The following is a 25,518-nucleotide window of genomic DNA, read 5'->3' on the forward strand; positions in this document are numbered from 1 at the left end:
CTAAAAATTAATAGCTGCATAGAACATGGCGAATAGCCCGTCCATGAGAATGACCACGAAGATCGCCTTCACCACCGACGAGGTCACGTGCTGGCCGAGCGATTCGGCGCTGCCACCTACCTTTAAGCCCTCGACGGCGGCGACGATACCGATAACCAGCGCCATGAACGGCGCCTTGATCATCCCCGACAGCACGGTCGACAGCGTAATCGCCTCGTGCAGACGGGCGATGAAGTTGGCAAACGTGATTCCCGAATAGCCCCAGGCAACGACGGCCGCGCCGAAGAGAGAGGCGAAATTGGCAAGCACGGTCAGAAGCGGCAGCGCAACGGTCAGCGCCACCAGGCGCGGGAAGATCAGTACGCCGATCGGGTTGAGGCCCATGACCTTCAGCGCATCAACCTCTTCGCGCATCTTCATCGAGCCGATTTCGGCCGTGATCGCGCTGCCGGAACGGCCGGCGATCATGATGGCGGTCAGGAGCACGCCGATTTCGCGCAATTGCAGAATGCCGACGAGGTCGACGACGAACACTTCGGCGCCGAAATAACGCAGCTGGAAGGCGCCCTGCTGCGCAATGATCGCGCCGATCAGGAACGACATCAGCAGAATAATCGGCGTGGCGCGAACGCCCATATGGTCGATCTGGTTGATGATCGACGCCGGCGAAACGCCGCTGCCGCGCCCGAATTTCATCTGCGCGCCGCGCACCGCCGATCCGAGAATATACATCGCCGCGGAAAGATTGTTCCACAGATCGTACATCATCCTGCCGATGGGCGCGAAAATCCGCTCCTGCAGCGAACGCGGCGGCAGCTCTTCGGCCTCGGGCTTCGCACGTTCCTCGGAAAACGATTCGAGCAGCTCGTCGATATGCTGGTTGCTGCCCTCGATATGGACGGTGCCGCCGGCATCCTCGACCTGCTTCTTCAGCCGGCAGAGCAGCCAGACGCCGGCCGTGTCGATATCGGTGATCCCGGAGAGATCGAGCGTCAGGTTCCCGCCCTTGTGGGCCGAAAGCTTGTCGAAATCCTTGAGAACGAGATGTATGTTGGCGCTTCGCCAATTGCCTTCGAGATGCACGAGCGTATCCGAACCATGAGCTTGGTCGTCCACGTGCAGTGAGGCGGCGTTACGGTTCTCGGACTTCAAAATGCTTGTGTCTCTCAAGGCTTACGGCGACATTGCCGACTCGCGAACACAGGTCCGCAACGTTGTGCCAATATAACGATGCCGCATCAGATTTCCATGCTTGCAGGATTGCATTTATGCCACGGTCACTTGAAATTCAGACGGACTCTTTTCCGATTGCGGGCACCTTCACCATCTCGCGCGGCACCAAGACGAGTGCGGAGGTGATCCTCTGCACGGTGAGCGAGAACGGCGTCTCCGGCCGCGGCGAATGCGTCCCCTATCGCCGCTACGGCGAGACGATGGAAAGCGTCGGCGCGCAGATCGAAGCCGCCCGCCCGTTGATCGAAGCCGGCCTCTCCCGCGCCGATCTGCAGCAAGCCATGCCGCCGGGTGCCGCCCGTAACGCGGTCGATTGCGCCCTCTGGGACCTCGAGGCCAAGCAAAGCGGAACATCCGTCGCTGCCATGCTCGGCCTCACCAACCCGCATTCGCTGACCACAGCCTACACGATTTCACTCGGCGAACCCGAAGTCATGGCCGAGCATGCCCGCGCCAACGCGGCTCGCGCGCTGCTCAAGGTCAAGGTCGGCACCGGTGACGACGAGAGCCGCATCCGCGCGGTGCGTGCTGCGGCCCCCGACGCCGCCATCATTCTCGACGCCAACGAAGGCTGGCCGGAAGACCGCCTCGCCCACCATCTGCGGGTCGCCGCCGAATGCGGCGTGGCGCTGGTCGAGCAGCCGCTGCCGGCAGGCAAGGACGAGATGCTGGCAGAGATCGAGCGCCCTATCCTCGTCTGCGCCGATGAAAGCGTCCATCACACCGGCGATCTCGCCAGCCTGCGCGACCGCTACGACGCCATCAACATCAAGCTCGACAAGACGGGTGGTCTGACCGAAGCCTTGGCGATGAAGCACGAAGCTGAGCGGCTGGAGTTCCAGATCATGCTCGGCTGCATGGTGGGAACCTCGCTCGCCATGGCGCCCGCCGTGCTTCTGGCCCAGGACGTGGCCTTCGTCGATCTCGACGGACCGCTGCTACTCGCTCGCGATCGCGAGCCGGGCTTGCGCTACGCCGGTTCGCTGGTCTTTCCGCCGGAACCGGCACTCTGGGGCTGAAGGTAGTAGGCGACGATGATGAGGCCTAGCCCCAGAACCGCCGTCAGCGCCATGATGTAGTAGCTCGCCATGCCAAGTGCTGCGTAGATATATCCAGACGCGATGGTCATCAGCCCCATGAACATCCCGTTGTAGAAGAAATAGGCGCCCTGCGCCGACGATTCCTGCGTCGCCTGCACCGAGGCGATGATCCGCCGCTGCACGCCGGTGTGGACGAAGGCGTAGCTGAAGGCGTGCAGACACTGCAGCAGGAAGAAACCGACGAAGCCCCAGTGCATCGGAAACAACAGCCAACGGCAGACACATATCGCGGCGCCGACACGGATCAGAGTCCAGGCATCGAAATGGCGGCTGAGCCGCTTCGACTGGAAGAATACGGTCACCTCGGCCGCGACGCCAGCACTCCACAACAACGCGATTTCCGTGCCGGAAAAGCCGAGATCACGCCAGTAGATCGTCGCAAAGGTGTAAACCAGCGCGTGGCTCGATTGCTGGATGGCGACGCCGATGAGCAGCACCAGCAGATGCGGCTGCCTGAGCGAGCTGCCGGTCGCCTGCTGCAGATCGACAGGCGTTCCGCGCCGCCGCGTAGGCCCGATGCGCGGACAATAGGCCGCCATCACCATGGTCATGACGAAACCGAAGATCATCACGGGCAGAACCATCTGTCCGCCCCAGTTCCCGACCAGCCGCCCGCCGACCAGCGTCGAGGCGATGAAGGCGATCGAGCCCCAGACCCGCATCGAGCCGTAATCGAAACCCCAGCGCCGCACGCCGGAGATGACGATCGATTCGATCACAGGCACATAGGGAGAAAAGGTGGCGCCCTGGATCGTGTAGACGATCAGCACCGGCCAGAACGTGTCTGTCCAGTAGAGCGCGATCGCCGTCAACAGCGACAGGCCGCCGGAAAACACCAGCACATCGGCCCGCTCCTTCATCCGGTCCGCGTACATGGCCACGATCGGCGCCACGAGCACGCGCACCACCATCGGCACCGCTAGGATGATGCCGATCTCGTGGTCGCTGAACTTGTGCATCGCCAGCCAGACGGGAAAGAACGGCAGCGCGACACCGTTCACGAGCAGTGGCGCACAGTAGGACAAAGCGCTCAGCAGCCGGAAATGGGCGGGCGCGGCCTCGGTGAAGGAGGCATTCGTGGCGGGAATCATCGGTGTGACCTGAAAAGGAACCTGCAAGTTGCCTAACACGTCACATTAAGGGCAACCAAGGCGAGATCGGGTCGTCCCAAACCGATTTCAAAAATAAGCAAAAACTGTCGCGAAACGGCAACGGCAGCAGCTGCACAATGCCATTTCGCAACAGCGAAACAATTGGTGGTATCAGGCCGCCTGCTGTGCCGGCTCGCGCTTGCGGTGATCTTCGAGCGCCAGCGGTGCTGGAGCGGCAGCGCCACCCATGGTCCGCCATTCGATCAGCTCGAATGTGCCGTCCTCGTGCTCGGCGATCGCCGTGCAGCTTTCGACCCAGTCGCCAGTGTTGATGTAGCGCACGCCGTCCATGTCTTCCATGACGGCATGGTGGATATGGCCGCAAATCACGCCGTCGGCGCCGCTCTTGCGGGCCTCGTCGGCCACCACCTTCTGAAACTCGCCGATGAAGTTGACGGCGTGCTTGACCTGAAGCTTCGCCCAGGCCGAGAACGACCAGTAGGGCATGCCAAGCTTGCGGCGAACGGCGGCGAGCCCGATGTTGATCATGATCGCCATGTCGTAGGCCCAGTCGCCGAGATAGGCGAGCAGGCGGGCGTTGCGTACCACGACGTCGAACTCGTCGCCATGCAGTACCAGATACTTCTTGCCGTCGGCCGCCTCGTGCATCATCCGCTCGGCCACTTCGATGCCGCCGAAGTGCATGCCGGGGAAGTCGCGCAGGAATTCGTCGTGATTGCCGGGGATGTAGACGATACGCGTTCCCTTGCGCGCCTTGCGCAGCAGCTTCTGGATCACGTCGTTGCATTCCTGCGGCCAGTACCAGCTGCGCTTCAGGCGCCAGCCGTCGACGATGTCTCCCACCAGGAAGATCGTGTCGGCTTCGTGGTACTTCAGAAAGTCGATCAGGAAGTCGGCTTTCGCGGCTTTCGAGCCGAGATGGACGTCGGAAATAAAGAGCGTACGGAAGTGGCGCGTATCCATATTGTCCTTCACAAGCAAACTGCCCGTGCCCCATGCTTCATCTGTGCCTCTGAAAACCAGACTCGTGTTTCAGGAAGATGACACGGCCCGGGTGTCGGGCCCTGATCACAGGCCCTAGCGTCGCAAATCCCCGGTATCTCGCGGGCGCTGTTGCACATTTGCGCTCTTTTTGGGAACCGGAACCGAAATTCCCGCTGTTACCGTCTTTCGATTGATGTATTGAAAGCGCTCCAATGAAAGCATGTGCGACAGCCTGGAGCATTACGATGGATCACAGCGACAAACCGAAGACGGACAACAAAGCGGCAGGCGGCAGCCTCGATGAACAGGCGTTGTTCTTCCACCGTTATCCCCGTCCCGGCAAGATCGAGATCCAGGCCATCAAGCCGCTCGGCAACCAGCGCGACCTCGCGCTCGCCTATTCGCCGGGCGTCGCCGCGCCCTGTCTTGCCATCCGCGACAACCCGGAAACCGCCGCCGACTACACCTCGCGCGCCAATCTGGTTGCCGTGATCTCCAACGGCACGGCCGTTCTCGGCCTCGGCAATATCGGCCCGCTGGCCTCCAAGCCGGTCATGGAAGGCAAGGCGGTTCTCTTCAAGAAGTTCGCCAATATCGACGTCTTCGACATCGAGGTCGATGCAACGACCGTCGACCACATGGTCTCCACCGTCGCCGCGCTGGAGCCAACCTTCGGCGGCATCAACCTTGAAGACATCAAGGCGCCGGAATGTTTCGAGATCGAGCGCCAGCTGCGCGAAAAGATGAAGATCCCGGTCTTCCATGACGACCAGCATGGCACCGCCATCATCGTCGCCGCCGCGATCCTGAACGGCCTTGAGTTGGCCGGCAAGAAGATCGAAGAGGTCAAGATCGTCGCCTCCGGCGCCGGCGCGGCGGCGCTCGCCTGCCTCAACCTTCTCGTCACGCTCGGCGCCAAGCGCGAAAACATCTGGGTCCACGACCTCGAAGGCCTCGTCTATGAAGGCCGCGTCGAGCTTATGGACGAATGGAAGAGCGTCTACGCCCAGAAGAGCGACACCCGCACGCTGGCTGAGAACATCGGCGGCGCTGACGTCTTCCTCGGCCTGTCGGCCGCAGGCGTCCTGAAGCCGGAACTCCTGGCGCAGATGGCCGAAAAGCCGCTCATCATGGCGCTGGCCAACCCGAACCCGGAAATCATGCCCGATCTCGCCCGCGCCGCCCGCCCGGACGCGATGATCTGCACTGGCCGCTCGGACTTCCCGAACCAGGTCAACAACGTCCTCTGCTTCCCCTATATCTTCCGCGGCGCGCTCGATTGCGGCGCTGTGACGATCAACGAGGAAATGAAGATGGCGGCCGTGCGCGCCATCGCGGCCCTCGCTCGCGAGGAGCCGTCGGATGTCGCCGCCCGCGCCTATTCGGACGAAACGCCGATCTTCGGCCCCAACTATCTCATCCCCTCGCCGTTTGATCCGCGCCTCATCCTGCGCATCGCGCCTGCCGTCGCCAAGGCTGCGGCCGATAGCGGCGTGGCGCTGCGGCCGATCGCCGATTTCGACGCCTATCTCGACCAGTTGAACCGCTTCGTCTTCCGCTCCGGCTTCGTCATGAAGCCGATCTTCGCGGCCGCGAAGAATGCCGACAAGAAGCGCGTCATCTTCTCCGAAGGCGAAGACGAGCGCGTGCTGCGCGCCGCCCAGGTCCTTCTCGAGGAAGGTATCGCCAAGCCGATCCTGATCGGTCGTCCGCAGGTCATCGAGACGCGCCTGAAGCGCTACGGCCTGCGTATCCGTCCGCTGTCGGATTTCGACGTCATCAACCCGGAAGACGATCCGCGCTTCCGCGAGTATGTCGAGCTTTATCTCTCGCTGGTCGGCCGCCGCGGCGTCATCCCGGAAGCGGCCCGCACCATCGTTCGTACCAACACCACGGTTATCGGCGCGCTGGCGCTGAAGCGTGGCGAGGCCGATGCGCTGATCTGCGGTCTCGAAGGCCGCTATGAAAAGCACCTGCGCGACGTCCGCCAGATCGTCGGCAAGCGCCCGAACGTTCGCGATTTCTCGGCACTCAGCCTGCTGATCTCGCAGCGCGGCGCCACCTTCTTCACCGACACATATGTCACGTTCAACCCGACGGCAGAGGAAGTGGCGGAATCCGCCGTTCTCGCCGCCGAGGAAATCAAGCGCTTCGGCATCACGCCGCGCGCGGCCCTCGTCTCGCACTCGAACTTCGGTTCGCGTGAATCCGAAAGCGCCACGAAGATGCGCAACGCCCTGCAGCTCGTGCGCGACACTGCCCCCGATCTGGAAGTCGATGGCGAAATGCATGGCGAGAGCGCGATCTCCGAAACGCTGCGCAAGCGCGTCATGCCGAACACGACGCTGCACGACGAAGCCAATCTTCTGGTCTTCCCGAACCTCGATGCGGCCAACATCACGCTCGGCGTCGTCAAGTCGATGACGGATGGCCTGCATGTCGGCCCGATCCTGCTCGGCGCGGCCATGCCGGCCCACATCTTGGCGCCGTCGGTCACCTCGCGCGGCGTCGTCAACATGGCGGCCCTCGCGGTCGTGGAAGCATCACAACCTGCGTAATTTGCCTTGAACGCTGAAAATGCGTTAGGCTCTGAGCGGCAGCTTGTTAAGACAAGCAGGTTATATCGAAGGGCGGGCCATGGTCCGCCCTTCGCCATTTGGTATTTGCTCACTGACGGGACGATGCCTTGAAACGCCTCACGCTGGCCGCAGCACTCCTGATTGCCCTTTCCGCCCCTGCCTATTCGCAGCTGGCGCCGATCTGCGGTCAACTGCGCGCTCGCTTGGCAACCATCCCGGAAACGATCGGCGGCGGCATGTCGTCAGAAATACGCCGCTTCGCCAGCGCCATCACCGAACAGAACCTCGAGCTTCGCAAGCTGCGCAGCGACCAGCGCCGCAGCGGCTGCAGCAGCGGCAGCATGGTGGTGATCGGCGGCGACAATGCCGGCTATTGCGGCGAGCTCGAACAAGCCGAAGCGAAGATGCTCGACAACATCGCCGACCTGCAGATGCGTCGTGACGAGTTGCGCGCGCAAAGCCCGGACGCCCGCCTGCGCAACGAGCTCTTCGCAGCGCTCGACGAGAACAACTGCAACGCGCCCGTGCAGCAATATGAAGAGCCGCAATATGCGAACCCGCCCAGCATCGACGATCAGGCGATGCGCAGCGACACCTTCATTCCGCTCGGCGGCGAGCGTCAGCGCTCCTACGAGTTCTCGCCCGGCGGCCAACCTCTGACGCATCTGAACACGATCTGCGTGCGCAGCTGCGACGGCGGCTTCTTCCCCATCCGCTCGAACGCCACCTCCTTCGATTTCGCCCGCGACGCCAACACCTGCCAGCAGATGTGCCCCGGCATCGAAACAGAGCTCTACTATCACGACGTTTCCAGCGGCGAGAGCGAGAACATGATCTCGGCCTCAACGGGTGCGCCTTACAGCGCCATGCCGAACGCATTCGCCTACAAGAACCGCAAGCCCGGTGAAAAATCCTCCTGCAGCTGCAATCTGCCCGCCTATTACGAACAGATGCGCCGCAACCAGTCTGTGAGCGCCCCGTCGCCTCAGAGCTCGATCACCACGATCGAAACCCCGAACACCGCCGCCGCCAAGCCCGAGAGCCCGGCCACACCTCAACAGCCCGCACCGCAGGCGCAGGTCCCCGATCGCCCCTACGATCCCAGCGCCGGCAAGGTGCGCCAAGTTGGTCCGCAGTTTCTGGCGGGCGATCAGGGATCGATTGACCTGAAACACCCCGCCATGCCGGGCGCCCAACCCCAGCAACCGCCGGCGCAGAAGCAGTAGAGGGCGTCGCGCGCTATTCGCCCCCGCCCCAGCGATCCGCAAACACCAGCTCTTCCAGCGGCAGCCGCTGCCGCCAGCCCTTCACGGCGAGTTCCGGCTCCTCGTAGAGCCGGTCGACATAGCCAACACAGAGCCAGGCGACGATCTCGATCCGATCAGGCACGCCGAGCGCCCGTTTCAAATCCGCCTCGTGAAAAATGCTGACCCAGCCGACGCCGATGCCTTCGGCACGCGCCGCAAGCCACAGGTTCTGCACGGCACAGACGGTGGAGTAAGAATCCATCCGCCTATTATGCGTACGCCCCAGCACCACGTCGCCGCAGCGATCCGGATCGCAGGTCACGCAGATGCCGACGGGCGCTGTGCGAATGCCCTCGAGTTTCAGGTTTCGGTAGGCCTGCTGCCGCTCGCCGGAAAACATCTCCGCCGCCTCGGCATTCGCCTTGGAAAAGGCTTCCCACACAGTGGATCGCACGGCCTGATCACGCACCACGATGAAATTCCACGGCTGCATGAAGCCGACGGACGGCGCGTGATGGGCGGCAGCCAGCAGCCTCCCGATGACGTCATCGGGCACGGCATCCGGCAGAAATTCCGATCGTACGTCGCGTCTGGTCTCGATGGCTCTGTAAACGGCGTCGCGCTCGCTCGTCGAAAAGGCACCAGCTCTCGCAAGAGAGCCAGATTGGTCTGGTCGCATCGTCAATCCCCAACAACACAACCGGCCGCTGTCCAGGCGGTCAGTCTATGATTGTCGGGCCGGTCTTCTGACTTGGCGTCATCCGTCTGCCACGCCTTCCCGGCAAAGCGCCAGTGGCATCAAGCGGCAGACGTCGGCCTTACAGCGTTGGGCACGTTCCGGTCTTGCACCGAATTCCCGATTCTCCCGCAAGCTTGCGGGCACCCGACGCGCCACCTATGCCGACAAACCGTGACTTGTGCAATCGCTCAAACCTCGACCGGGAAATATCGCACATAGGCGAACTCATCACCATCCGGTGACCAGTTTGGAACATTGATCGATCCCTGCCCGCCGAAGAGTTCGAACAGCGTCGTCAGATTTCCCCCGTCCATATCCATGATCCGCATCCGCACATGCTTGTCGCGCGGATGGTCGAACACATCGGGATCGTAGGAAATCAGCACGACCTTGTCGTTATTCGGGGATGGATGCGCGAACCAGTTGCCGTAATTGTCGTGCGTCACCTGCTCGACGCCGGTTCCGTCGGGATGGATGCGCCAGATCTGCATCAGGCCGGTGCGGCTGGAGTTGAAATAGATCCAGCGCCCATCTGCCGAATAATCCGGCCCGTCATTGCGGCCCTCGCCATGCGTCAACCGCCGTTCTTCGCCGCCGGTCACGTCGATCGTGTAGATATCGAACAGGTCGCCGCGAATGCCGCAATAGGCGAGGTCCTTCCCGTCAGGCGACCAGCCATGCCAGTAGGACGGATGATTGGTGGTCACCAGCTGCGGCGCCCCACCCTCGATCGGCAGCGTGTAGATCGCCGACTTGCCGAACTCGACCTTGTCGGAGATGACGATCCTTTTGCCATCGGGCGAAATCCCGTGGTCGTTGTTGCAGGCGGTCGCAAAGCCGGTATCGACATGCGCCACCTTGGCAGACCCGTCGAGCGCCAGCCGGTAGAGCAGGCCCTCGTCGTTGAGCAGGAGATAGCTACCGTCAGGAGCGTAGTTGGGCGCTTCGACCAACCTCTCGGTCTGCCAGATCACACGGGCCTCGCCCGTCTTGACGTTGTAGATCTCGACGGAACTGCGCATGCAAACTCTCCTCTGACGCGAACATATCCATGACCTACGACAGCTAATTAAGGCACGCAAGGATCGCCCGCGCGCGGCAATGGCACTCCTCATCCCGAGCCCGCGCGAAATCAGGCAACCGGCCACCGAAAAGTTTGTGATCAAAAAAGCGTTAAGGCCGCGAAACAACAATGGTTCATCTAGCGTTCATGACGAAGATGTGACAGTTCGATGACGTTATGATGACGCTGGAGTTCCGCCATTGATCGCGCAAGTTTTCAAGTCCGGAGCGGCAATGCGCGAGGCGGCACTCTATGGTGGCGTTGGCGCGGATACCCGCCCTTCCATCCTGCGCGGCGCAATTGCAGTCGCCTTGACCGCCGTGATGGCGTTGCTTGCAACCTTCTCTGTCGAAGTGATCGCGCGCGGCGGCGCAACCGACGTGGGCGCCTTTCTGTCTTCCACGGCCCGCCCGGGCATGACCACGGTCGTCATGCTGACCATCGTGATGCTCTGCGTCGATGCGATCCTCGGCCGCCGTTTCCTCTCTGCACTGGTCGTCCTGCCGCTCGTGCTCATGCCGGCGCTCGTCTCCAATCAGAAACAGCACTATCTCTCCGATCCGCTCTATCCCTCGGACATGCTGTTCGGCCGCCAGATCCTCGAACTGCTTCCGGTCATGGTCCGCGACCGCCCGATGACGGCTATCGCGGTTGCCGTCGGCATTCTGCTCTCCGTCACCGGCCTCGTGCTCGCATGGCGTTACGCTTGGCGTCGCCTGCCGAAGATGGCGCGCCGCAACCGCATCCGTAATCTCTGCCTGACTGTTCCCGTCATCGCCGCCTTCGGCTCGCTGATGGATTACTCGCAATATTCCTATATCCGCGACCGCCTTCAGGTCGTGCCGATGATGTGGGACCAGAAAGAGAACTACCGTAGCAACGGCTTCATTCTCGCCTTTATCTTCAATATCCCGATGGCCGACGTCGCCTCGCCCGCCGGCCTCAATGCGCAGGCGCTCGACGCCATTCCCTCACGCAACTACGGCTATCTCAGCGGACCGAGCGACAAGCCCGACGTGATCATGCTGATGAGCGAATCTTTCTGGGACCCGACGCGCCTCAAGACGCTGAAATTCTCCGAAGACCCGATGCCGACGATCCGCGCGGCACAGTCCGGCCACGTCTTTTCGCCCGAGTTCGGCGGCATGACCGCCAATGTCGAATTCGAGGCGCTGACCGGCTTCTCGAATGCCTTCCTGCCTTATGGCAGCATTCCCTACCAGCAGTATATCCGCAACGACATCCCGTCGCTTGCCACCTTCTTCCGCGGCGAAGGCTATGCGGCCCGCGCGCTGCATCCGTTCAGCGGCTGGTTCTGGAACCGCAACGAGGTCTACAAGGATTTCGGATTCGAGGAATTCCGCACCGAAGACACCATGCCGACCATGGAAAAGCGCGGCATCTTCGCCTCCGACGACAGCCTGATGAAGGAGATCATGCAGGAAGCCGACGGGCTCGACCGGCCCTTCTTCTTCTTCGCGGTCACCCTGCAGGGACATGGCCCTTACGAGCCCAACCGCTACGCCAACAACACGGTCGACATCACCGGCAATCTGACCGACGCCGACCGCGCCACGCTCGCCACCTATACGCAAGGCGTCAAGGAGGCCGACGAGAGCTTCCAGATGCTGACCGAATGGGCATCCAAGCGCGATCGCGAAACGATAATCGTGCTCTGGGGCGACCACTTGCCGCCGCTCGGCAGCGTCTACACGAATACCGGCTACATGCCAGACCAAGTCGCAACCCGCCGGGCATCCGTCAGCGTGATGAAGCAGGAGCACGAGACGCCGCTCGTCATCTGGTCGAACCGCAAGGGCGTGAAGCAGAACGTCGGCACCATCAGCCCGTCGCAGCTGCCCTATCATGTGCTGAAATTCGCCGGCTACGAGCACCCGTTCTATACCGGCTTCCTCGGCCGCGTGCAGAAGAAGTATCCGATCGTCGACCGCTATCAGCTGATCACCCGCGACAACACCGCTTCGCCGGACTGGGTTCGCGACGCCAAGACCATCGATCCGCTGGTCCGCGACTATCGCTATCTCCAGCACGATGTGATGTTCGGCAAGGCGCAGACCGTCGAGCGCTTCTTCCCGCAGCACTCTTGGCTGCGAGCTGAGGGCTCCTAAGCACGGCAGACATGCACGTTGCCGCATTGCATTCCTGGCGCAGAACGGAATACTCCCCGCCAACATAAGTTGATCGGGAGTCGCGCCATGAACAATCTCTCCAGTTTCGTCCACCTGCATTTCGACAAATCCGCCAACGAGCTCGGCGACATCGAAAAGCGCGTGCTGGAAAAGGCCCATGCCCGCAAGATCATCTCGACGGATATCAATGCCGCGCTGAAAGCCGAATCGTCCTTCGGCGAGCGGATGGCCGATAGCATCGCCCGCATCGGCGGCTCCTGGGCCTTCATCACCACCTTCCTGGTCTTCCTGGCCGTTTGGTGCGTCATCAACACCATCATCCTGTCGACCCGCGCCTTCGACCCCTACCCCTTCATCTTCCTCAACCTCGTCCTCTCCATGATCGCCGCCATCCAGGCGCCGATCATCATGATGTCGCAGAACCGGCAGGCCGAGCGCGATCGCTTCGAGGCTGCCAAGGACTATGAAGTCAACCTGAAGGCCGAGCTGGAAGTGCTGTCTCTGCACCAGAAGATCGACATGCAGGTGATGACCGAGATCGCCGCGCTGCGCGAGGATATCGCCAGATTGACCCAGAAGCTCGGCAACTGATCCTTGGCCGGCGAACAGATTAGCCGGCCACAGGAATAGCGCGCCATTTCCGTACACCCTGATATTTTGCAGGTACACGCATGGGGTTTATTAGGTAAGCAAAAATTAAGAAGGTTAAATGTATCCTTCGGTTGTCTTCGCTGCGGCGTTGGCCATTGCAAGGAGTGCAGTGCATGAGAAATGCCCGACGTCTTCTCGCCAACCGGCAGGGTGCGGCCGCGATAGAGTTCGCAATCGTTGCACCGGTTTTCCTACTCGTTCTTCTCACGCTGATCGCCTATGGTATTTACCTGAGCGCCGCGCATGCGCTGCAGCAGCTGACGGCGGATGCGGCACGCACGGCGGTGGCCGGTCTCTCCGAGCAGGAGCGCGCCCAGCTCGTCAACAACTACATCGCGCTCTCGACCCTCAACGATCCACTGATCGACCGCAAGAAACTCCAGGTCACCGTCGCCACCGACCCCACGAACGCCAATCAGTTCACGGTCACGACCGAGTATGACGCCAGCGCCCTACCGATCTGGAATCTCTACACATTCCCGCTTCCGGACACCAAGATCCGCCGCTTCGCCACGATCCGCATGGGTGGTATATGAAAGCAGGCATGAGGCGATATCTGGCGGGTTTCAGCACCCGCCGGGATGGCAACATCGCGATCATGGCGGCGCTCTCGGCGCCGCTGATCATTTCCACGCTTGCGCTTGGTGTCGACTTTGGCGCGATGACGCTGCAGCAGCGACGCCTGCAGCAATTGAGCGATATCGGCGCCATCGTCGCGGCCTCCGACATCAACAACGCCGCCAGCAACCTGGTCACGAACTACCAGCAGAACGGCTTGAACGTCGCCGTAAAGTCAGGCGTGGCTTACGCAACATCATCTGGAACGAAGCTGCTGAACGCCGCGCAACTCGACACTTACGATGCCGTCGTCCAATACACGCCAGGGATTTATCTGGCCGACCCCACCGTGCCGCTGGAGCAGCGTTTCGTGGCCGGAACCCAGCCCTATGATGCCGTCAAGGTTGCGATCCAGCAGAAGGCGCAGTTGACCTTCGCCGCGTCGATCATTCCACCCCCGACGCTCGGCGCAACCGGAACCGCATCCGCCTCCAAGCTCGCCGCCTTCTCCGTCGGCTCCCGTCTGGCGAGCCTCAACGGCGGCATCCTCAACGCCGTCCTGGGTGGCCTGCTTGGCACGACGGTCTCGCTGAAGGTGGCAGATTACGACGCACTCGCCGCCGCCAATATCGACCTTCTGTCCTATCTCGATCTTCTCGCGACCAAGTTCAACCTCACCGCCGGCACCTATGACGACCTGTTGGCAACCGACATCTCCTATCCGCGCCTGCTGGATACGCTGGCCGCCACGCAAGGCCTGACGCCAACAGTGACAAAGGCGATCACCTCGCTCTCGAAGGGGCTCGGCACCACGCAGATCAAGGTCAAGCTGCAGAACCTCTTAAGCCTCGGCTCCGTAGGCGAGCGCATGATCGGCGCCGGCTCGCACCTGTTGCTCGAGGCAAGCGCTCTCGACATCATCTCGGCAAGCGCCTTCGCCGCCAACCAGGGCAAGCAGGTCGGCGTCAATCTCGCAGGCACCGTCCCGGGGCTGACCAGCGTCACGCTGAAGATCGCGATCGGCGAACGCCCCAAGGGCATCGCCTCCAACGCCATCGGGACCACGGGATCGGCGGTGCGCACCGCGCAGATCCGCATCGCCATCGAAGCCGGCGTCACGGGGCTCAGCACCATCGCCGGCATCAAGGTTCGCGTGCCGCTCTATGTCGAGGCCGCCTATGCCGAAGCCAAGCTCGCGAGTTTCGCCTGCCTCGGCGGCGGCCCGAAAAGCGCCAGCATCGGCGTCGATGTTGTGCCGGGGGTCGCCGAGATCGCGCTTGGCGATGTCGATCCGACCGCCATGGCTAATTTCGGCACCAAGCCGCGCGTCACATCAGCCACCATCATCGACGCCCTGCTCCTCAAGGTGAACGCGCTGGCCGACATCAACCTCACCAACACCAGCAAGACGCGCCTGACATTCCAGCCGAACGACATCACCAACAAGGCGATCAAGAATGTCTCGACAAGAGACACGCTCACGTCAGCCGTCCAGTCGCTCATCGCCGGCACCGATATCCAGATCCAGTTGCTGATCCTGACGCTCGGCACCAACAAGGCCGTGATGCAGGCGATCGCCGACACGCTGTCGAGCGTCACCACGCCCCTCGACGACGTGCTCTACAACACGCTGCTGATGCTCGGCATCAAGATCGGCGAGGCCGATGTGCGCTTCACCGATGCGCGCTGCCAGCAATCCGTACTGGTGCAATGAAAAAGCCCGGCGCGATGGCCGGGCTCCTTCAATTCAGTCCAAGCGGGCAATCAGCCCTCAGCCGTTGACGGCCATACGCTTCTCGTCGCGACCGCTCTTCATCCGCTCGGAGAGCAGGAAGGCGAGCTCGAGCGCCTGATCGGCATTGAGACGCGGGTCGCAATGCGTGTGGTAGCGGTCGTGCAGGTCTTCCGCCGTCACGGCGCGCGCGCCACCCGTGCATTCGGTCACGTCCTTGCCGGTCATCTCGATGTGGATGCCGCCAGGATGCGAGCCTTCCGCACGATGGATCTGGAAGAAGCTTTCGACTTCCGACAGGATCCGCTCGAAGGGCCGCGTCTTATAGTGGTTGAGCGTGATCGTGTTGCCGTGCATCGGATCGCAAGACCAGACGACCTTGCGGCCTTCCTTCTCGACAGCGCGGATGAGGCGCGGCAGATGCTCGGCGACCTTGTCGTGGCCGAAACGGCAGATCAGCGTCAGACGACCGGCTTCGTTCTGCGGGTTCAGAACGTCGATCAGGTTCAACAGATCGTCCGCCTGCAGCGTCGGGCCGCACTTCAGACCGATCGGGTTCTTGATCCCACGGCAGTATTCCACATGCGCGTGGTCGAGCTGGCGCGTACGGTCGCCGATCCAGATCATGTGGCCAGACGTGGCGTACCAGTCGCCCGAGGTCGAGTCGACGCGCGTCAGCGCTTCTTCATAGCCGAGAAGCAGCGCCTCGTGGCTGGTGAAGAAATCGGTCTCGCGCAGGCTCGGCTGGTTCTCGGCGGTGATGCCGATTGCCTTCATGAAATCCATCGTCTCGCTGATGCGATCCGCCAGCTTGCGATAGCGTTCGCCCTGCGGGCTGTCCTTGATGAAGCCGAGCATCCACTGGTGCACGTTCTCGAGGTTGGCATAGCCACCCATCGCGAAGGCGCGCAGCAGGTTCAGCGTCGCGGCCGACTGGCGGTAAGCCATGGCCTGACGTTCCGGGTTCGGAATACGCGCTTCCTCGGTGAACTCGATGCCGTTGATGATATCGCCACGATAGCTCGGCAGCGACACGCCATCGAGCGTTTCGATGCCCGAGGAGCGCGGCTTGGCGAACTGACCGGCGATACGGCCGACCTTGACGACAGGAAGCTGCGCGCCATAGGTCAGCACGACAGCCATCTGCAGGAAGGCGCGGAAGAAGTCGCGGATATTGTCCGCGCCGTGTTCCGCGAAGCTCTCGGCGCAATCGCCACCCTGCAAGAGGAAGCCGTTACCTTCGGCCACATTGGCAAGATGCTTTTTCAGACGACGCGCCTCGCCTGCGAAAACGAGCGGAGGATACGACGCCAGCTGGGCTTCCGTCGCCGCAACTGCTGCCTGATCCGGATAATCCGGAACCTGCTGGATCGGTTTTTGCCGCCAACTGTTCGGAGTCCAATTCTGTGCCATCTCGTTCACCTGTCTCAGTATCCGGTACCGGCCGGATATCCCGTCTTTAAAATACTGGCGGCTTATAGCCGTTTAGCTTCAACTTGCATAGCGGTGTTCGGCGCGCTTTTGTCCGCCTCATCGCGCCATGCGATGACGCCCTATAAAGGTATTCGCGGCCACGTTTTCAAACATCCTGCGCGCCCTTAACGTTCGATATACCAAGACGCTTTGTATCTAATTTATGCTTTGACACTAAGGATCGTCCTGTTTTGACACAGCGGGGCATGACGCTTCGGTTTTTCAAGAATGACGTTTCAATTCTTCGGATGTTTCCAATGCGCATGTTTGATCGCCTCATGGCGGATCGTTCAGGCAATTTCGGCCTGATCACCGCCCTTCTCGCGGTTCCATTGATCGGTGCAGCCGGCCTGTCGATCGATTTCTCGCACGCACTCAGCATGCGCACGCAGCTTCAGGCAGCAGCTGATGCCGCAGCCGTTGGCGCGGTCGCGCAAATGTCGCCGGCGATGAAACAGGCGCAGACGATGACCGGAGACGGCCCCATCGCAACCGGCAACACGGACGCGCAGGAGCTCTTCCGCTCGCAGATCGCGGGCGAGGCCGCCAACTTTCCGATTGACGTCAGTGTCGATGTCGTGAAGACCGGCAACGTGCTGACCTCGTCCGTCACCTTCCAGACGCGGGTGCCGACCTCCTTCATGCAAATCCTCGGCCAGACCAGCATGCCGATCTCGGGCACGGCAACGGCCCGCTACGAAACGCCGTCCTACATGGACTTCTACATGCTGCTCGACAACACGCCCTCGATGGGCGTCGGCGCGACGCAGGATGACATCAACAAGATGCTGAAGGCCACGAAGTCCGGCTCCGACGGCACCTGCGCATTTGCCTGTCACATCGTCTCGACATCAGGCGTCGAGGACAAGAACAGCTATTACAACATTGCCCGAAACAACGGCATCACGATCCGCATCGACGTCGTCGCTCAAGCGGTCAAGGCGCTGATGGCGAAAGCGACCGACACACAGACGATGGACAACCAGTTCCGCGTCGCAGCCTATACATTTGGCAAGACCGCTCAGGACGCCAACCTGTTTAAGGTCGCTGAGATCAACAACGACCTCGGCAAGGTCGCAACTGCGACCAATGCCATCCAGCTGATGAGCATCCCTTACCAGAATTACAATAACGACCAACAGACGAGTTTCGACAACGCGCTGGCCGGCATCAAGACGGAGATCAAGGGCACCATCGGCAAGGGCACAAGCGATGCCGACCGCCAGAAGATCGTTTTCTTCGTGGCCGATGGCGTCGGCGACAGCGCCAAGCCATCGGGCTGCACCAGCCCGCGCGGCGCCAATGGCAATCGCTGTATCGAGCCCATCGACGTCAAGAGCTGCACGGCGCTCAAGGACAAGGGCATCAAGATCGCGGTTCTCTACACGACCTATCTTCCGCTGCCCGAAAACGGCTTCTATAATGACTGGGTCAAGCCCTTCGAAGGCAAGATCTCGACGAAGATGCAGGAATGCGCGAGCCCGGGCCTCTACTTCGCCGTCAGCCCCACCGACGGCATCGCCGAAGCCATGCAGGCGCTGTTCATGAAGATCGTCAGCACGCCCCGCATCACCAGCTAATAGGCGCGCGTCAGACCCGCACGCCATCCTTCAACTTGTAGCTCGGCGCATACATGGTGACGAGCTCTTCGGCGGCGGTCGGATGCACAGCCATGGTCCGGTCGAAATCGTCCTTGGTGCAGCCGGCCTTCAGCGTGATGCCAAGCAGCTGAGCCATCTCGCCGGCGTCATGGCCGAGGATATGGGCGCCGATGACCTTGCGGCTCGCCGCATCGACGATCAGCTTCATGATCATCTTCTCGGTCCGCCCCGACAGCGTCGCCTTCATCGGCCGGAACTGCGCGCGATAGACCTCGACGTCGCTATAGCGCTTGCCGGCCTCTTCCTCGGTCAGCCCCACCGTGCCGATCTCCGGCTGCGAGAAGACCGCGGTGGCAATCGTATCGTGATCCGGCTTCGTCGGGTTGTTCTTGTATTCGGTCTCGATGAAACACATCGCCTCGTGGATCGCCACTGGTGTCAGCTGTACCCGGTCGGTGACATCGCCCAGCGCATAGATGTTCTCGACGCTGGTGCGAGAGTAGTCGTCGACCACGATCGCGCCCTGCGCGTTCATCTCGACGCCCGCCGCCTCAAGTCCGAGGCCATGCGTGTTCGGTAAGCGACCGATCGCGAGCATCACCACGTCGGCATTCATCGTTCCGTTGTTGAGCGTCTCGACGACCAGTCCGTCCTCGCCCTTCGCCACGCTCTTCAGCATGTCATGGCACTGGATCTTGATCCCCTTGGCCACCATCGCCTCGTGCAGGCCGCGGCGCAGGTCATGGTCGAAGCGCGACAGGATTTCCGCCCCGCGATAGACCAGCGTCGTCTCGACGCCGAGCCCATGGAAGATATTGGCGAACTCGACCGCGATATATCCGCCGCCGACAATCACGATCGAGCGCGGCAACTCCTCCAGATGAAACGCCTCGTTTGAAGTGATGCAGAGATCATGGCCGGGCAGCGCGCCATGCAGGTTCGGGGTCCCGCCGGTCGCGATCACGATCGTCTTCGCCGTCACCGTCTTGCCGGTGTTGACCAGCCGCACGGTATGCCGGTCGACGAGTTCGGCGCGCGTGTCGAGGATCTCGGCGTTGGCGCCCGACAGCCCCTTCTTGTAGAGCCCCTCGAGCCGGGTGATCTCCGCATCCTTGGCCGCGATCAGCTTCTTCCAGTCGAACGTGCTTTCGCCGACGGTCCAGCCGAAGCCGGCGGCATCCTCGAAATGCTCGTGATATTGCGAGGCGTAGACGAAGAGCTTCTTCGGCACGCAGCCGCGAATGACGCAGGTGCCGCCGTAGCGATACTCTTCGGCGATCGCCACCTTCTTGCCGAGGGCCGCCGCCACGCGCGCGCTGCGCACCCCACCCGAGCCGCCACCGATGACAAATAGGTCGTAATCATAGGCTGTCATGGGGATCTCCGGCACAAAACATCAGAAGGAAGGAATCGTTAGGTGGAAGGAGGCTTGATATAGTACCGATATCGCCAAAAACAAAAGCCCCGGCGAACCGGGGCTTCGTATTGAGCGATGATGCAAACCTTACGGCTTGGCTGCAGGCTTGGCGGCCGGAGCTGCCGGATCGGTGCCAGCGCCCGGGGCCGGCTTGATCACCTTGGCAAGCTCGGTGCTGGTCGACTTCTGCAGGTCGCGGGAGATGCCCTGCGCCCAGATGTCGGCGGCCTTGACGGTTTCGCGCGAAGCGATCGGGCCGTCCTTCAGGAGCTTCTGGCCGACTGGCGAGCTGTAGAAAGCGGCGATCGCGTTGAGTTCTTCGACCGAGAATGCCTTGGCGTAGGTCACCGCGGCTTCCTTTTCGAGATCGGCGCGACGCGGTGCAAGCGCCAGCGCCTGCTTGTCAACTTCAGCGGTGATCTGATCCTGGTAGTTCGGCGAATCCTGGATCAGGTCGGCCTTCAGGCGCTCGGCGAGGCCCGGCAGGATGTTGTCGAACTGGGTGGTGGCGCCGATTGCGTCGATAGCCGCGCGGGCTGCCTTCAGCTGTTCCGGCGATGCTTCCTGCGCATGGGCTGCAGAGCCCAGAACAACACCCGAGAGAATGACGGTCGCAGCAGCAAAACGGCCAAAACCTGCAAATTTATTCATGAGTTCCAACTCCTGTTACCTTGTTGCCCGCAGTTCGCGCGCGCCCGCCGGACCGGCGATGATCGCCAGCGCGGCCATATTGAGAAAGAGCCCGTGCTCCACGACGCCGGGGATCGCATTCAACTGGGTTGAAAGCGCCTCTGCATCAGGAATACGGCCAAAAGATGCATCGATAATGTAGTGTCCGCCATCCGTGGTGAAATTGCCGTCGCCGGATTGGCGCAGCGTCAATTCACCCGAAAGGCCAAGCCGCGCAGCCGTCTTTTCGATGGCGATGCGCGTCGAAACGAGGCCGAACATGTTGACTTCGATCGGCAGCGGGAAGGCGCCCAGCGTATCCACCAGCTTGCTCTCGTCGGCGATCACGATCATGCGGCCGGATGTGGCGGCAACGATCTTTTCGCGCAGCAAGGCTCCGCCGCCGCCCTTGATCAGCCCGAGCGCCGCATCGACCTCGTCGGCGCCGTCGATCGTCAGATCCAGTTCCGGCAGCTCGTCGAGCGATTTGAGGGGGACGCCGAGCTCGACGCAAAGCCGTGCCGTGCGTTCCGATGTCGGAACGCCCTCGACCTTGAACCCGTCGGCGACCTTTTCGGCAAGCAACCGCACGAATTCCTCGGCCGTGCTTCCGGTTCCGATCCCGAGACGCATCCCATGCTCGACATGGGCGAGTGCCGCAGCCGCGGCCTTGATCTTCATTTCGCGGGCGTCCATGCGCCGCTTACTCCCAGTGTTACGTTACGCATTGTTACGTTGGTTGCGTTGTTTACACGGCCCGCCAGTCAAACGAAAGCCAAAATAACGTCAGACTTTCGAAATCCGAAGCACATGCGGGAGGCCTGCCAAGCCGGGCCAAAGCGTTGCTTTTGCGGCCTTCATCGCTTAACTCGGATGCATCCCAACTGAACAGGCGAAAACTCCATTGACCCCTGCCCTTGTCGTCTTCGATCTCGACGGAACCCTCCTCGACACCCATGTCGACCTTGTCGACAGCCTCAATTACACGATCGCCGCGCTCGACCTCGCGCCACTCGTCTATGACGACCTGACACATCTTGTCGGCCATGGCGCCAAGGTGATGATCGAAAGGGCCTGCAAGCTGCAGGGGCATCCGCTGGAGCCCGAGAAGTTTCCTGATCTGCTCGAGCGTTTCATCACGCATTACACGGACAACATGCCTGGCGCGACGGTCCCCTATCCCGGACTGATCGATGCGATGGATCAGTTGAAGGCCAAGGGATACAAGCTCGCCGTCTGCACCAACAAGATGGAAGGTCTCGCCCGCACCCTCTTGGAGCGGCTGCAGCTCACCCATTATTTCGACGCCATCACAGGCGGCGACACCTTCGCGGTGCGCAAGCCCGACGCCGGTCATCTGCTCGGCACGATCGAAAAGGCCGGCGGCGACCCGAAGCGCACGATCATGATCGGCGACAGCGCCAACGACATCCTCGTCGCACGCAATGCCGCCATCCCCTCGATCGCCGTGCCCTTCGGCTATTCCGACGTTCCGATCGAAAGCCTGCAGCCGACGCACATCATCAAGGCCTTCAGCGAGCTGACGCCCGAGCTGGTGAACGAACTCATCGACACGGCGCAGGCCCGCAACGCTGGCTAACATTTTCGGTCAAAACGCGGTTGTTTTGGCAGAAAACATCAGCTCCCGATTGCTGAGATGGCGCCGCGTCGCTCGCTGGTTTAGCGAATCGCAAGGCCAATCAAATAGCGATCAAACACAGTCGCGGCGCCGTGATTTCATGTGAAAAAACGTGCGCCCGACTGTCAGATCACCTTCACAATCCGGCCTCAATTGAGGCGCGAACTTGCTCTTGCCGAGGGTAATGGACGTCACATTGTGTGCAACAATGGATTGAGGAGATCTGATATGCGCATTCAATTTGCAGCCGCCGCAGCCGTGCTTACCCTCTGCCTTTCCGGCGCCGCCGTCGCCCAGCCGATGTATTCCAACGATTACACCAACGATAGCGACGGTTTCGCTCCCGTCAAAGTTGCTCCGCCGAAGCCCATCCACTACACGCAGCACAAGGCGCCGGAATATTCCGACGACTACACCAACGACAGCGATGGTTTCGCTCCCGTTCGCGTCGCACCGCCGGTCGACAAGATGTCGACGGCAAGCATCAAGCCACTCCCCCCATGCGCTGACTCGCCTAGAGGTCACGGCCTGCATACGGCAGGTGGTGACAGCGGCGCTTCGCACACCGATGCCTGCCGCGACGTCGGCATCAAGTAGGCGCGAAAAAGCGAAAGGGCCGACGGATCGCCGGCCCTTTTCAATATCAGCACCGTCCGATTCCGCGCTCAGCCGTTCACCGTCTCGCCGAAGACCGATTCGAACGATTCGCGCAGCAGCACATCCACATCATCCATCGTCACCGGCAGGCCGAGATCGACCAGGCTCGTGACGCCATAGGCCGAGATCCCGCAGGGAACGATTCCTCCGAAATGATCGAGATCGGGTTCGACATTGAGCGACAGCCCGTGAAACGTCACCCATTTGCGCAAGCGGATGCCGAGCGCCGCGATCTTGTCCTCCGCCACCGTTCCATCCGGCAGCGGCGGCCTGTCGGGGCGACAGACCCATACGCCGACGCGATCCTCGCGGCGCTCGCCGCGCACGTTCATCTCACCCAGCGTGCGAATGATCACCTCTTCCAGCGCCGCCACGAAGGCGCGAACATCCTGGCGGCGTCGTTTCAGGTCGAGCATCACATAGGCGACCCGCTGGCCGGGCCCATGATAGGTGTACTCCCCGCCCCGCCCGGTGGCGTGAACGGGAAAGCGGTCGGGCTGCACCAGATCGCGTGCATCGGCGCTGGTTCCAGCCGTGTAAAGCGGCGGATGCTCGAGCAGCCACACCAGTTCGTCGCCACCCTCGGCAATCGCTGCCACTTCCTGCTCCATCATATCCACAGCCTCCTGATAGGGCACCAGCCCATTGGAGATCCGCCAGCGCACCGGGCGCGAGCCGGCCTGTGGAAACATGGAAAAATCGAGGTCCGTTCGTAACATAGCCATTCCTTGCGGCCCGCAGCGCCTGTGATCGCGGGCTTTTTCGAGCATCTATATGGCTCCGAATTGCTGCCTTTACAAACGCTGTCACCTTCTTTGAAAAAATCTGTCACATGGCCCTTGTGTCCCGAAAAACCTTTTGCTACATGCTGCGTCGCCGGCACAAACCGGCACCTACCACGATGCGGTCGTGGCGGAATTGGTAGACGCGCAGCGTTGAGGTCGCTGTGGGGCAACCCGTGGAAGTTCGAGTCTTCTCGACCGCACCATCTCTCTCCTGAGGAGTGAGACCAGCCAGAGCAACTGGCTCCCGACGACGCGATATGTCGTCTGCGGCATCTCTTAACGAGAGATTTTATTGTCTATAACGGCTGGATCCCAGCCCAATGAAATTTCTCGAAGATGTCCGATAAAACCGACCTGCACAATCCTCTGCAAGGCATGGCGCTCATGGCCGGCGCAATGATCGTCCTCCCCGCCATGGATGCCATCGCCAAGTACATGGCGACGTTCGAGGGCATGTCGCCCGGACAGGTCACCTTCTACCGATTCTTTTTTCAGCTTGTCTGCACGCTGCCGATTCTCTTCATCATGTTCGGCTGGGGCGCGCTGTCAGCCAAGCGTCCCTGGATGAATCTGCTGCGCGGCGCGCTGCATGGGGCGGCCAGCCTGCTGTTTTTCGTCGCGGTCAAATACATGCCACTCGCCGACGTCTTCGCCATCTATTTCGTCGAACCCTTCATGCTCGCCGGCCTTTCGGCGCTTTTTCTGGGCGACAAGGTCGGCTGGCGGCGTTGGACCGCGATCGTGGTGGGTTTCGGCGGCGCGATGATCGTTATTCAGCCGAGCTATGAAGTCTTCGGCCTCAAGGCGCTGCTCCCCGTCTGCTGCGCCTTCCTTTATTCGCTGTATCTTTTCCTCAACCGCGCGATTGGCAATGCCGATTCGCCTTTGACCATGCAGACCATGGCCGGTATCGGCGGCACGCTCTTCATGTCCGGCGCGCTGGTCGTCGGAAACGGCATGGGTGTCAGCGATTTCGAAATATCGCTCCCGGCATCGCTGCTCGGCCTCGTGCTTTTGCTGATTCTCGGCTCGCTCTCCGGCTACGTGCACATGATCGTCGTCCGGGCCTTCCGGATGGCGCCGCTCTCGCTATTGGCGCCGTTCCAGTATTTCGAGATTATCTCCGCCACCATCTTAGGCTACGCCTTGTTCGGCGATTTCCCGAACTTCTCCAAATGGGTGGGAATCATGATCATCGTCGCCTCCGGCCTCTTCATCATCTGGCGCGAACGGGTGCAGGCGCGGGTCGCCAAACAGGCGTAAGGCGTAAACACCTTGTTAACTCCGCCTATTGAGAGAACATCAATTCGCTGGCGCTAGAAGAATCTTCGGCTTCATGATGAGGCCTGGAGAGAAAAGATGAGCGAAATTCGACTCGCTTTTCCGGCATGTGTCATCGCCGGGAAGCATCGACTTGGCGTGGAGGATATCGATCTTCTGCGCAGACACAGTTTTCCCGAGGGAATCAGAACCGCCGACGACGTCGTCGTTATGCTGGCACTGAACAACTCCTGCCCCGAGAAATGCCCCGAATGGAACACCTATTTCGTGGAGCAGCTCGCGGCCTTCATCGTCCACTATAACTATCCGCAAGGCTCTCTCGACGAAATCAACGTCGCGTGGCTGATGCGCATGGTCGCGACCGACGGCATCGTCCATTCGGCGCTCGAGCTGGAGCTCGTGCTCCACATCATCGAGATTTCCGCCTATGTGCCGGACGAGCTGCGCGCCTTTGCGCTCGATCAGCTGCGCCTCGCGCTGTCGGACAACCGCGGCGCCTACCACAAGAGCCGTGCCATCGATCGCCGGGGAATCACCCGCCAGGATGTGGATTACGTCATGCGCATCCTGCGCGCGCTCAGCGACGGCGGTACCATAACGGTACAGGCGCTCACCTGGGCGGTGCTGATGCAGATCGGCGAAGAGACGCTACCGGCGTCGAACCATCCGCGCTGGTCGCAGATCATCTCGGCGCTTGTGCTCACCGATTACGCCGAAGCGCCGCGTCGCACCCGCTGGCTCCGGATCGTCGACGACAGGCTCGGGACAGAGGCGGCCGTCGCCTGATCGCGACGCTTCTCTCCGTGCCCTATCCGTGCGTGTCCTATCCGTGATTGTGCGTTCCAGTC

General features: G+C 61.5%; 22 protein-coding genes, 1 tRNA gene and 1 riboswitch. Of the genes, 13 read left to right on the forward strand and 10 right to left on the reverse strand.

Annotation, left to right across the window (positions count from 1 at the left end; all coding sequences use genetic code 11):
• The gene (locus tag ACIQUB_RS27485) at positions 1 to 1,170 is read right to left on the reverse strand and encodes an MlaE family lipid ABC transporter permease subunit (protein ID WP_402934234.1); all 1,170 of its coding nucleotides are present in this window, start codon (positions 1,168 to 1,170) and stop codon (positions 1 to 3) included.
• Between the two features lie 98 nt (positions 1,171 to 1,268).
• On the opposite strand from ACIQUB_RS27485, the gene dgcA reads away from it, so the two are divergent.
• A complete protein-coding gene (gene dgcA / locus ACIQUB_RS27490) occupies positions 1,269 to 2,252 on the forward strand; it encodes an N-acetyl-D-Glu racemase DgcA (protein ID WP_113236682.1) in 984 nt (327 codons plus the stop codon).
• On the opposite strand, the gene ACIQUB_RS27495 is transcribed toward dgcA, so the two are convergent.
• Both ACIQUB_RS27495 and ACIQUB_RS27500 read right to left on the reverse strand, forming a co-directional pair.
• Entirely contained in the window at positions 2,204 to 3,424 is a 1,221-nt protein-coding gene (locus ACIQUB_RS27495; RefSeq protein WP_113236681.1) for an MFS transporter, read from the reverse strand. The genes dgcA and ACIQUB_RS27495 overlap by 49 nt on opposite strands.
• Before the next feature lie 171 nt (positions 3,425 to 3,595).
• Positions 3,596 to 4,408, reverse strand: a complete 813-nt coding sequence (locus ACIQUB_RS27500) for a UDP-2,3-diacylglucosamine diphosphatase (RefSeq protein WP_113236680.1) — start codon at positions 4,406 to 4,408, stop codon at positions 3,596 to 3,598.
• A gap of 266 nt (positions 4,409 to 4,674) precedes the next feature.
• Here ACIQUB_RS27500 and ACIQUB_RS27505 point away from each other — a divergent pair, with 266 nt between their 5' ends.
• Positions 4,675 to 6,987 (forward strand): NADP-dependent malic enzyme, encoded by a 2,313-nt coding sequence (locus ACIQUB_RS27505; protein ID WP_047511987.1) that lies wholly within the window; start codon positions 4,675 to 4,677, stop codon positions 6,985 to 6,987.
• A 128-nt stretch (positions 6,988 to 7,115) separates the two neighbouring features.
• Positions 7,116 to 8,234, forward strand: coding sequence for a DUF2865 domain-containing protein (locus tag ACIQUB_RS27510; protein ID WP_113236679.1), 1,119 nt, complete (start codon positions 7,116 to 7,118; stop codon positions 8,232 to 8,234).
• Between the two features lie 13 nt (positions 8,235 to 8,247).
• Here ACIQUB_RS27510 and bluB read toward each other — a convergent pair whose 3' ends face one another.
• Both bluB and ACIQUB_RS27520 read right to left on the reverse strand, forming a co-directional pair.
• On the reverse strand, positions 8,248 to 8,934 hold the full coding sequence (gene bluB / locus ACIQUB_RS27515; protein WP_402934243.1) for a 5,6-dimethylbenzimidazole synthase: 687 nt from the start codon (positions 8,932 to 8,934) through the stop codon (positions 8,248 to 8,250).
• A gap of 39 nt (positions 8,935 to 8,973) precedes the next feature.
• Positions 8,974 to 9,157, reverse strand: a riboswitch (cobalamin riboswitch).
• Between the two features lie 25 nt (positions 9,158 to 9,182).
• The gene (locus ACIQUB_RS27520; RefSeq protein WP_113236677.1) at positions 9,183 to 10,016 is read right to left on the reverse strand and encodes a TolB family protein; all 834 of its coding nucleotides are present in this window, start codon (positions 10,014 to 10,016) and stop codon (positions 9,183 to 9,185) included.
• A gap of 274 nt (positions 10,017 to 10,290) precedes the next feature.
• On the opposite strand from ACIQUB_RS27520, the gene ACIQUB_RS27525 reads away from it, so the two are divergent.
• The 4 genes from ACIQUB_RS27525 (at position 10,291) to ACIQUB_RS27540 (ending at position 15,130) form a co-directional block, all read left to right on the forward strand.
• Positions 10,291 to 12,186: an LTA synthase family protein gene (locus tag ACIQUB_RS27525; protein ID WP_402934350.1), complete on the forward strand. Its 1,896-nt coding sequence runs from the start codon at positions 10,291 to 10,293 to the stop codon at positions 12,184 to 12,186.
• A gap of 87 nt (positions 12,187 to 12,273) precedes the next feature.
• Positions 12,274 to 12,798 (forward strand): DUF1003 domain-containing protein, encoded by a 525-nt coding sequence (locus ACIQUB_RS27530; RefSeq protein ID WP_113236675.1) that lies wholly within the window; start codon positions 12,274 to 12,276, stop codon positions 12,796 to 12,798.
• Positions 12,799 to 12,971: 173 nt separating this feature from the next.
• On the forward strand, positions 12,972 to 13,394 hold the full coding sequence (locus ACIQUB_RS27535; protein WP_018902358.1) for a TadE/TadG family type IV pilus assembly protein: 423 nt from the start codon (positions 12,972 to 12,974) through the stop codon (positions 13,392 to 13,394).
• 8 nt (positions 13,395 to 13,402) lie between these two features.
• A complete protein-coding gene (locus ACIQUB_RS27540) occupies positions 13,403 to 15,130 on the forward strand; it encodes a pilus assembly protein TadG-related protein (protein WP_113236674.1) in 1,728 nt (575 codons plus the stop codon).
• Between the two features lie 57 nt (positions 15,131 to 15,187).
• Here the strand turns inward: ACIQUB_RS27540 and ACIQUB_RS27545 are convergent, their stop codons facing one another.
• Positions 15,188 to 16,561 (reverse strand): class II 3-deoxy-7-phosphoheptulonate synthase, encoded by a 1,374-nt coding sequence (locus ACIQUB_RS27545; protein ID WP_018902356.1) that lies wholly within the window; start codon positions 16,559 to 16,561, stop codon positions 15,188 to 15,190.
• 323 nt (positions 16,562 to 16,884) lie between these two features.
• Between ACIQUB_RS27545 and ACIQUB_RS27550 the strand changes: the two genes are divergently transcribed.
• The gene (locus ACIQUB_RS27550) at positions 16,885 to 18,201 is read left to right on the forward strand and encodes a pilus assembly protein TadG-related protein (RefSeq protein WP_113236697.1); all 1,317 of its coding nucleotides are present in this window, start codon (positions 16,885 to 16,887) and stop codon (positions 18,199 to 18,201) included.
• Positions 18,202 to 18,211: 10 nt separating this feature from the next.
• Here ACIQUB_RS27550 and gor read toward each other — a convergent pair whose 3' ends face one another.
• From gor to rpiA, 3 genes are all read right to left on the reverse strand, one after another.
• On the reverse strand, positions 18,212 to 19,597 hold the full coding sequence (gene gor / locus ACIQUB_RS27555) for a glutathione-disulfide reductase (protein ID WP_113236673.1): 1,386 nt from the start codon (positions 19,595 to 19,597) through the stop codon (positions 18,212 to 18,214).
• A 129-nt stretch (positions 19,598 to 19,726) separates the two neighbouring features.
• The gene (locus tag ACIQUB_RS27560; RefSeq protein WP_113236672.1) at positions 19,727 to 20,290 is read right to left on the reverse strand and encodes a DUF2059 domain-containing protein; all 564 of its coding nucleotides are present in this window, start codon (positions 20,288 to 20,290) and stop codon (positions 19,727 to 19,729) included.
• Positions 20,291 to 20,305: 15 nt separating this feature from the next.
• Complete coding sequence (gene rpiA, locus ACIQUB_RS27565) at positions 20,306 to 21,004, reverse strand: ribose-5-phosphate isomerase RpiA (protein WP_047512011.1); 699 nt, start codon at positions 21,002 to 21,004, stop codon at positions 20,306 to 20,308.
• Positions 21,005 to 21,212: 208 nt separating this feature from the next.
• On the opposite strand from rpiA, the gene ACIQUB_RS27570 reads away from it, so the two are divergent.
• Positions 21,213 to 21,908 carry an HAD family hydrolase gene (locus ACIQUB_RS27570; protein WP_113236671.1) on the forward strand — a complete coding sequence of 232 codons (696 nt, stop codon included), beginning with the start codon at positions 21,213 to 21,215 and terminating at the stop codon, positions 21,906 to 21,908.
• A gap of 267 nt (positions 21,909 to 22,175) precedes the next feature.
• Positions 22,176 to 22,544 carry a hypothetical protein gene (locus ACIQUB_RS27575; protein WP_113236670.1) on the forward strand — a complete coding sequence of 123 codons (369 nt, stop codon included), beginning with the start codon at positions 22,176 to 22,178 and terminating at the stop codon, positions 22,542 to 22,544.
• A gap of 68 nt (positions 22,545 to 22,612) precedes the next feature.
• Here the strand turns inward: ACIQUB_RS27575 and lipB are convergent, their stop codons facing one another.
• Positions 22,613 to 23,329: a lipoyl(octanoyl) transferase LipB gene (lipB, locus tag ACIQUB_RS27580; RefSeq protein WP_113236696.1), complete on the reverse strand. Its 717-nt coding sequence runs from the start codon at positions 23,327 to 23,329 to the stop codon at positions 22,613 to 22,615.
• Positions 23,330 to 23,507: 178 nt separating this feature from the next.
• Here lipB and ACIQUB_RS27585 point away from each other — a divergent pair.
• The 3 genes from ACIQUB_RS27585 (at position 23,508) to ACIQUB_RS27595 (ending at position 25,456) form a co-directional block, all read left to right on the forward strand.
• Positions 23,508 to 23,592, forward strand: a tRNA-Leu gene (locus ACIQUB_RS27585).
• A 133-nt stretch (positions 23,593 to 23,725) separates the two neighbouring features.
• Entirely contained in the window at positions 23,726 to 24,652 is a 927-nt protein-coding gene (locus ACIQUB_RS27590; RefSeq protein WP_402934252.1) for a DMT family transporter, read from the forward strand.
• Positions 24,653 to 24,748: 96 nt separating this feature from the next.
• Complete coding sequence (locus tag ACIQUB_RS27595) at positions 24,749 to 25,456, forward strand: hypothetical protein (RefSeq protein ID WP_402934255.1); 708 nt, start codon at positions 24,749 to 24,751, stop codon at positions 25,454 to 25,456.
• Positions 25,457 to 25,518: the final 62 nt, after the last annotated feature.

It is taken from the genome of Rhizobium sp. NPDC090275, assembly GCF_044772225.1.
Taxonomy (GTDB): domain Bacteria; phylum Pseudomonadota; class Alphaproteobacteria; order Rhizobiales; family Rhizobiaceae; genus Rhizobium.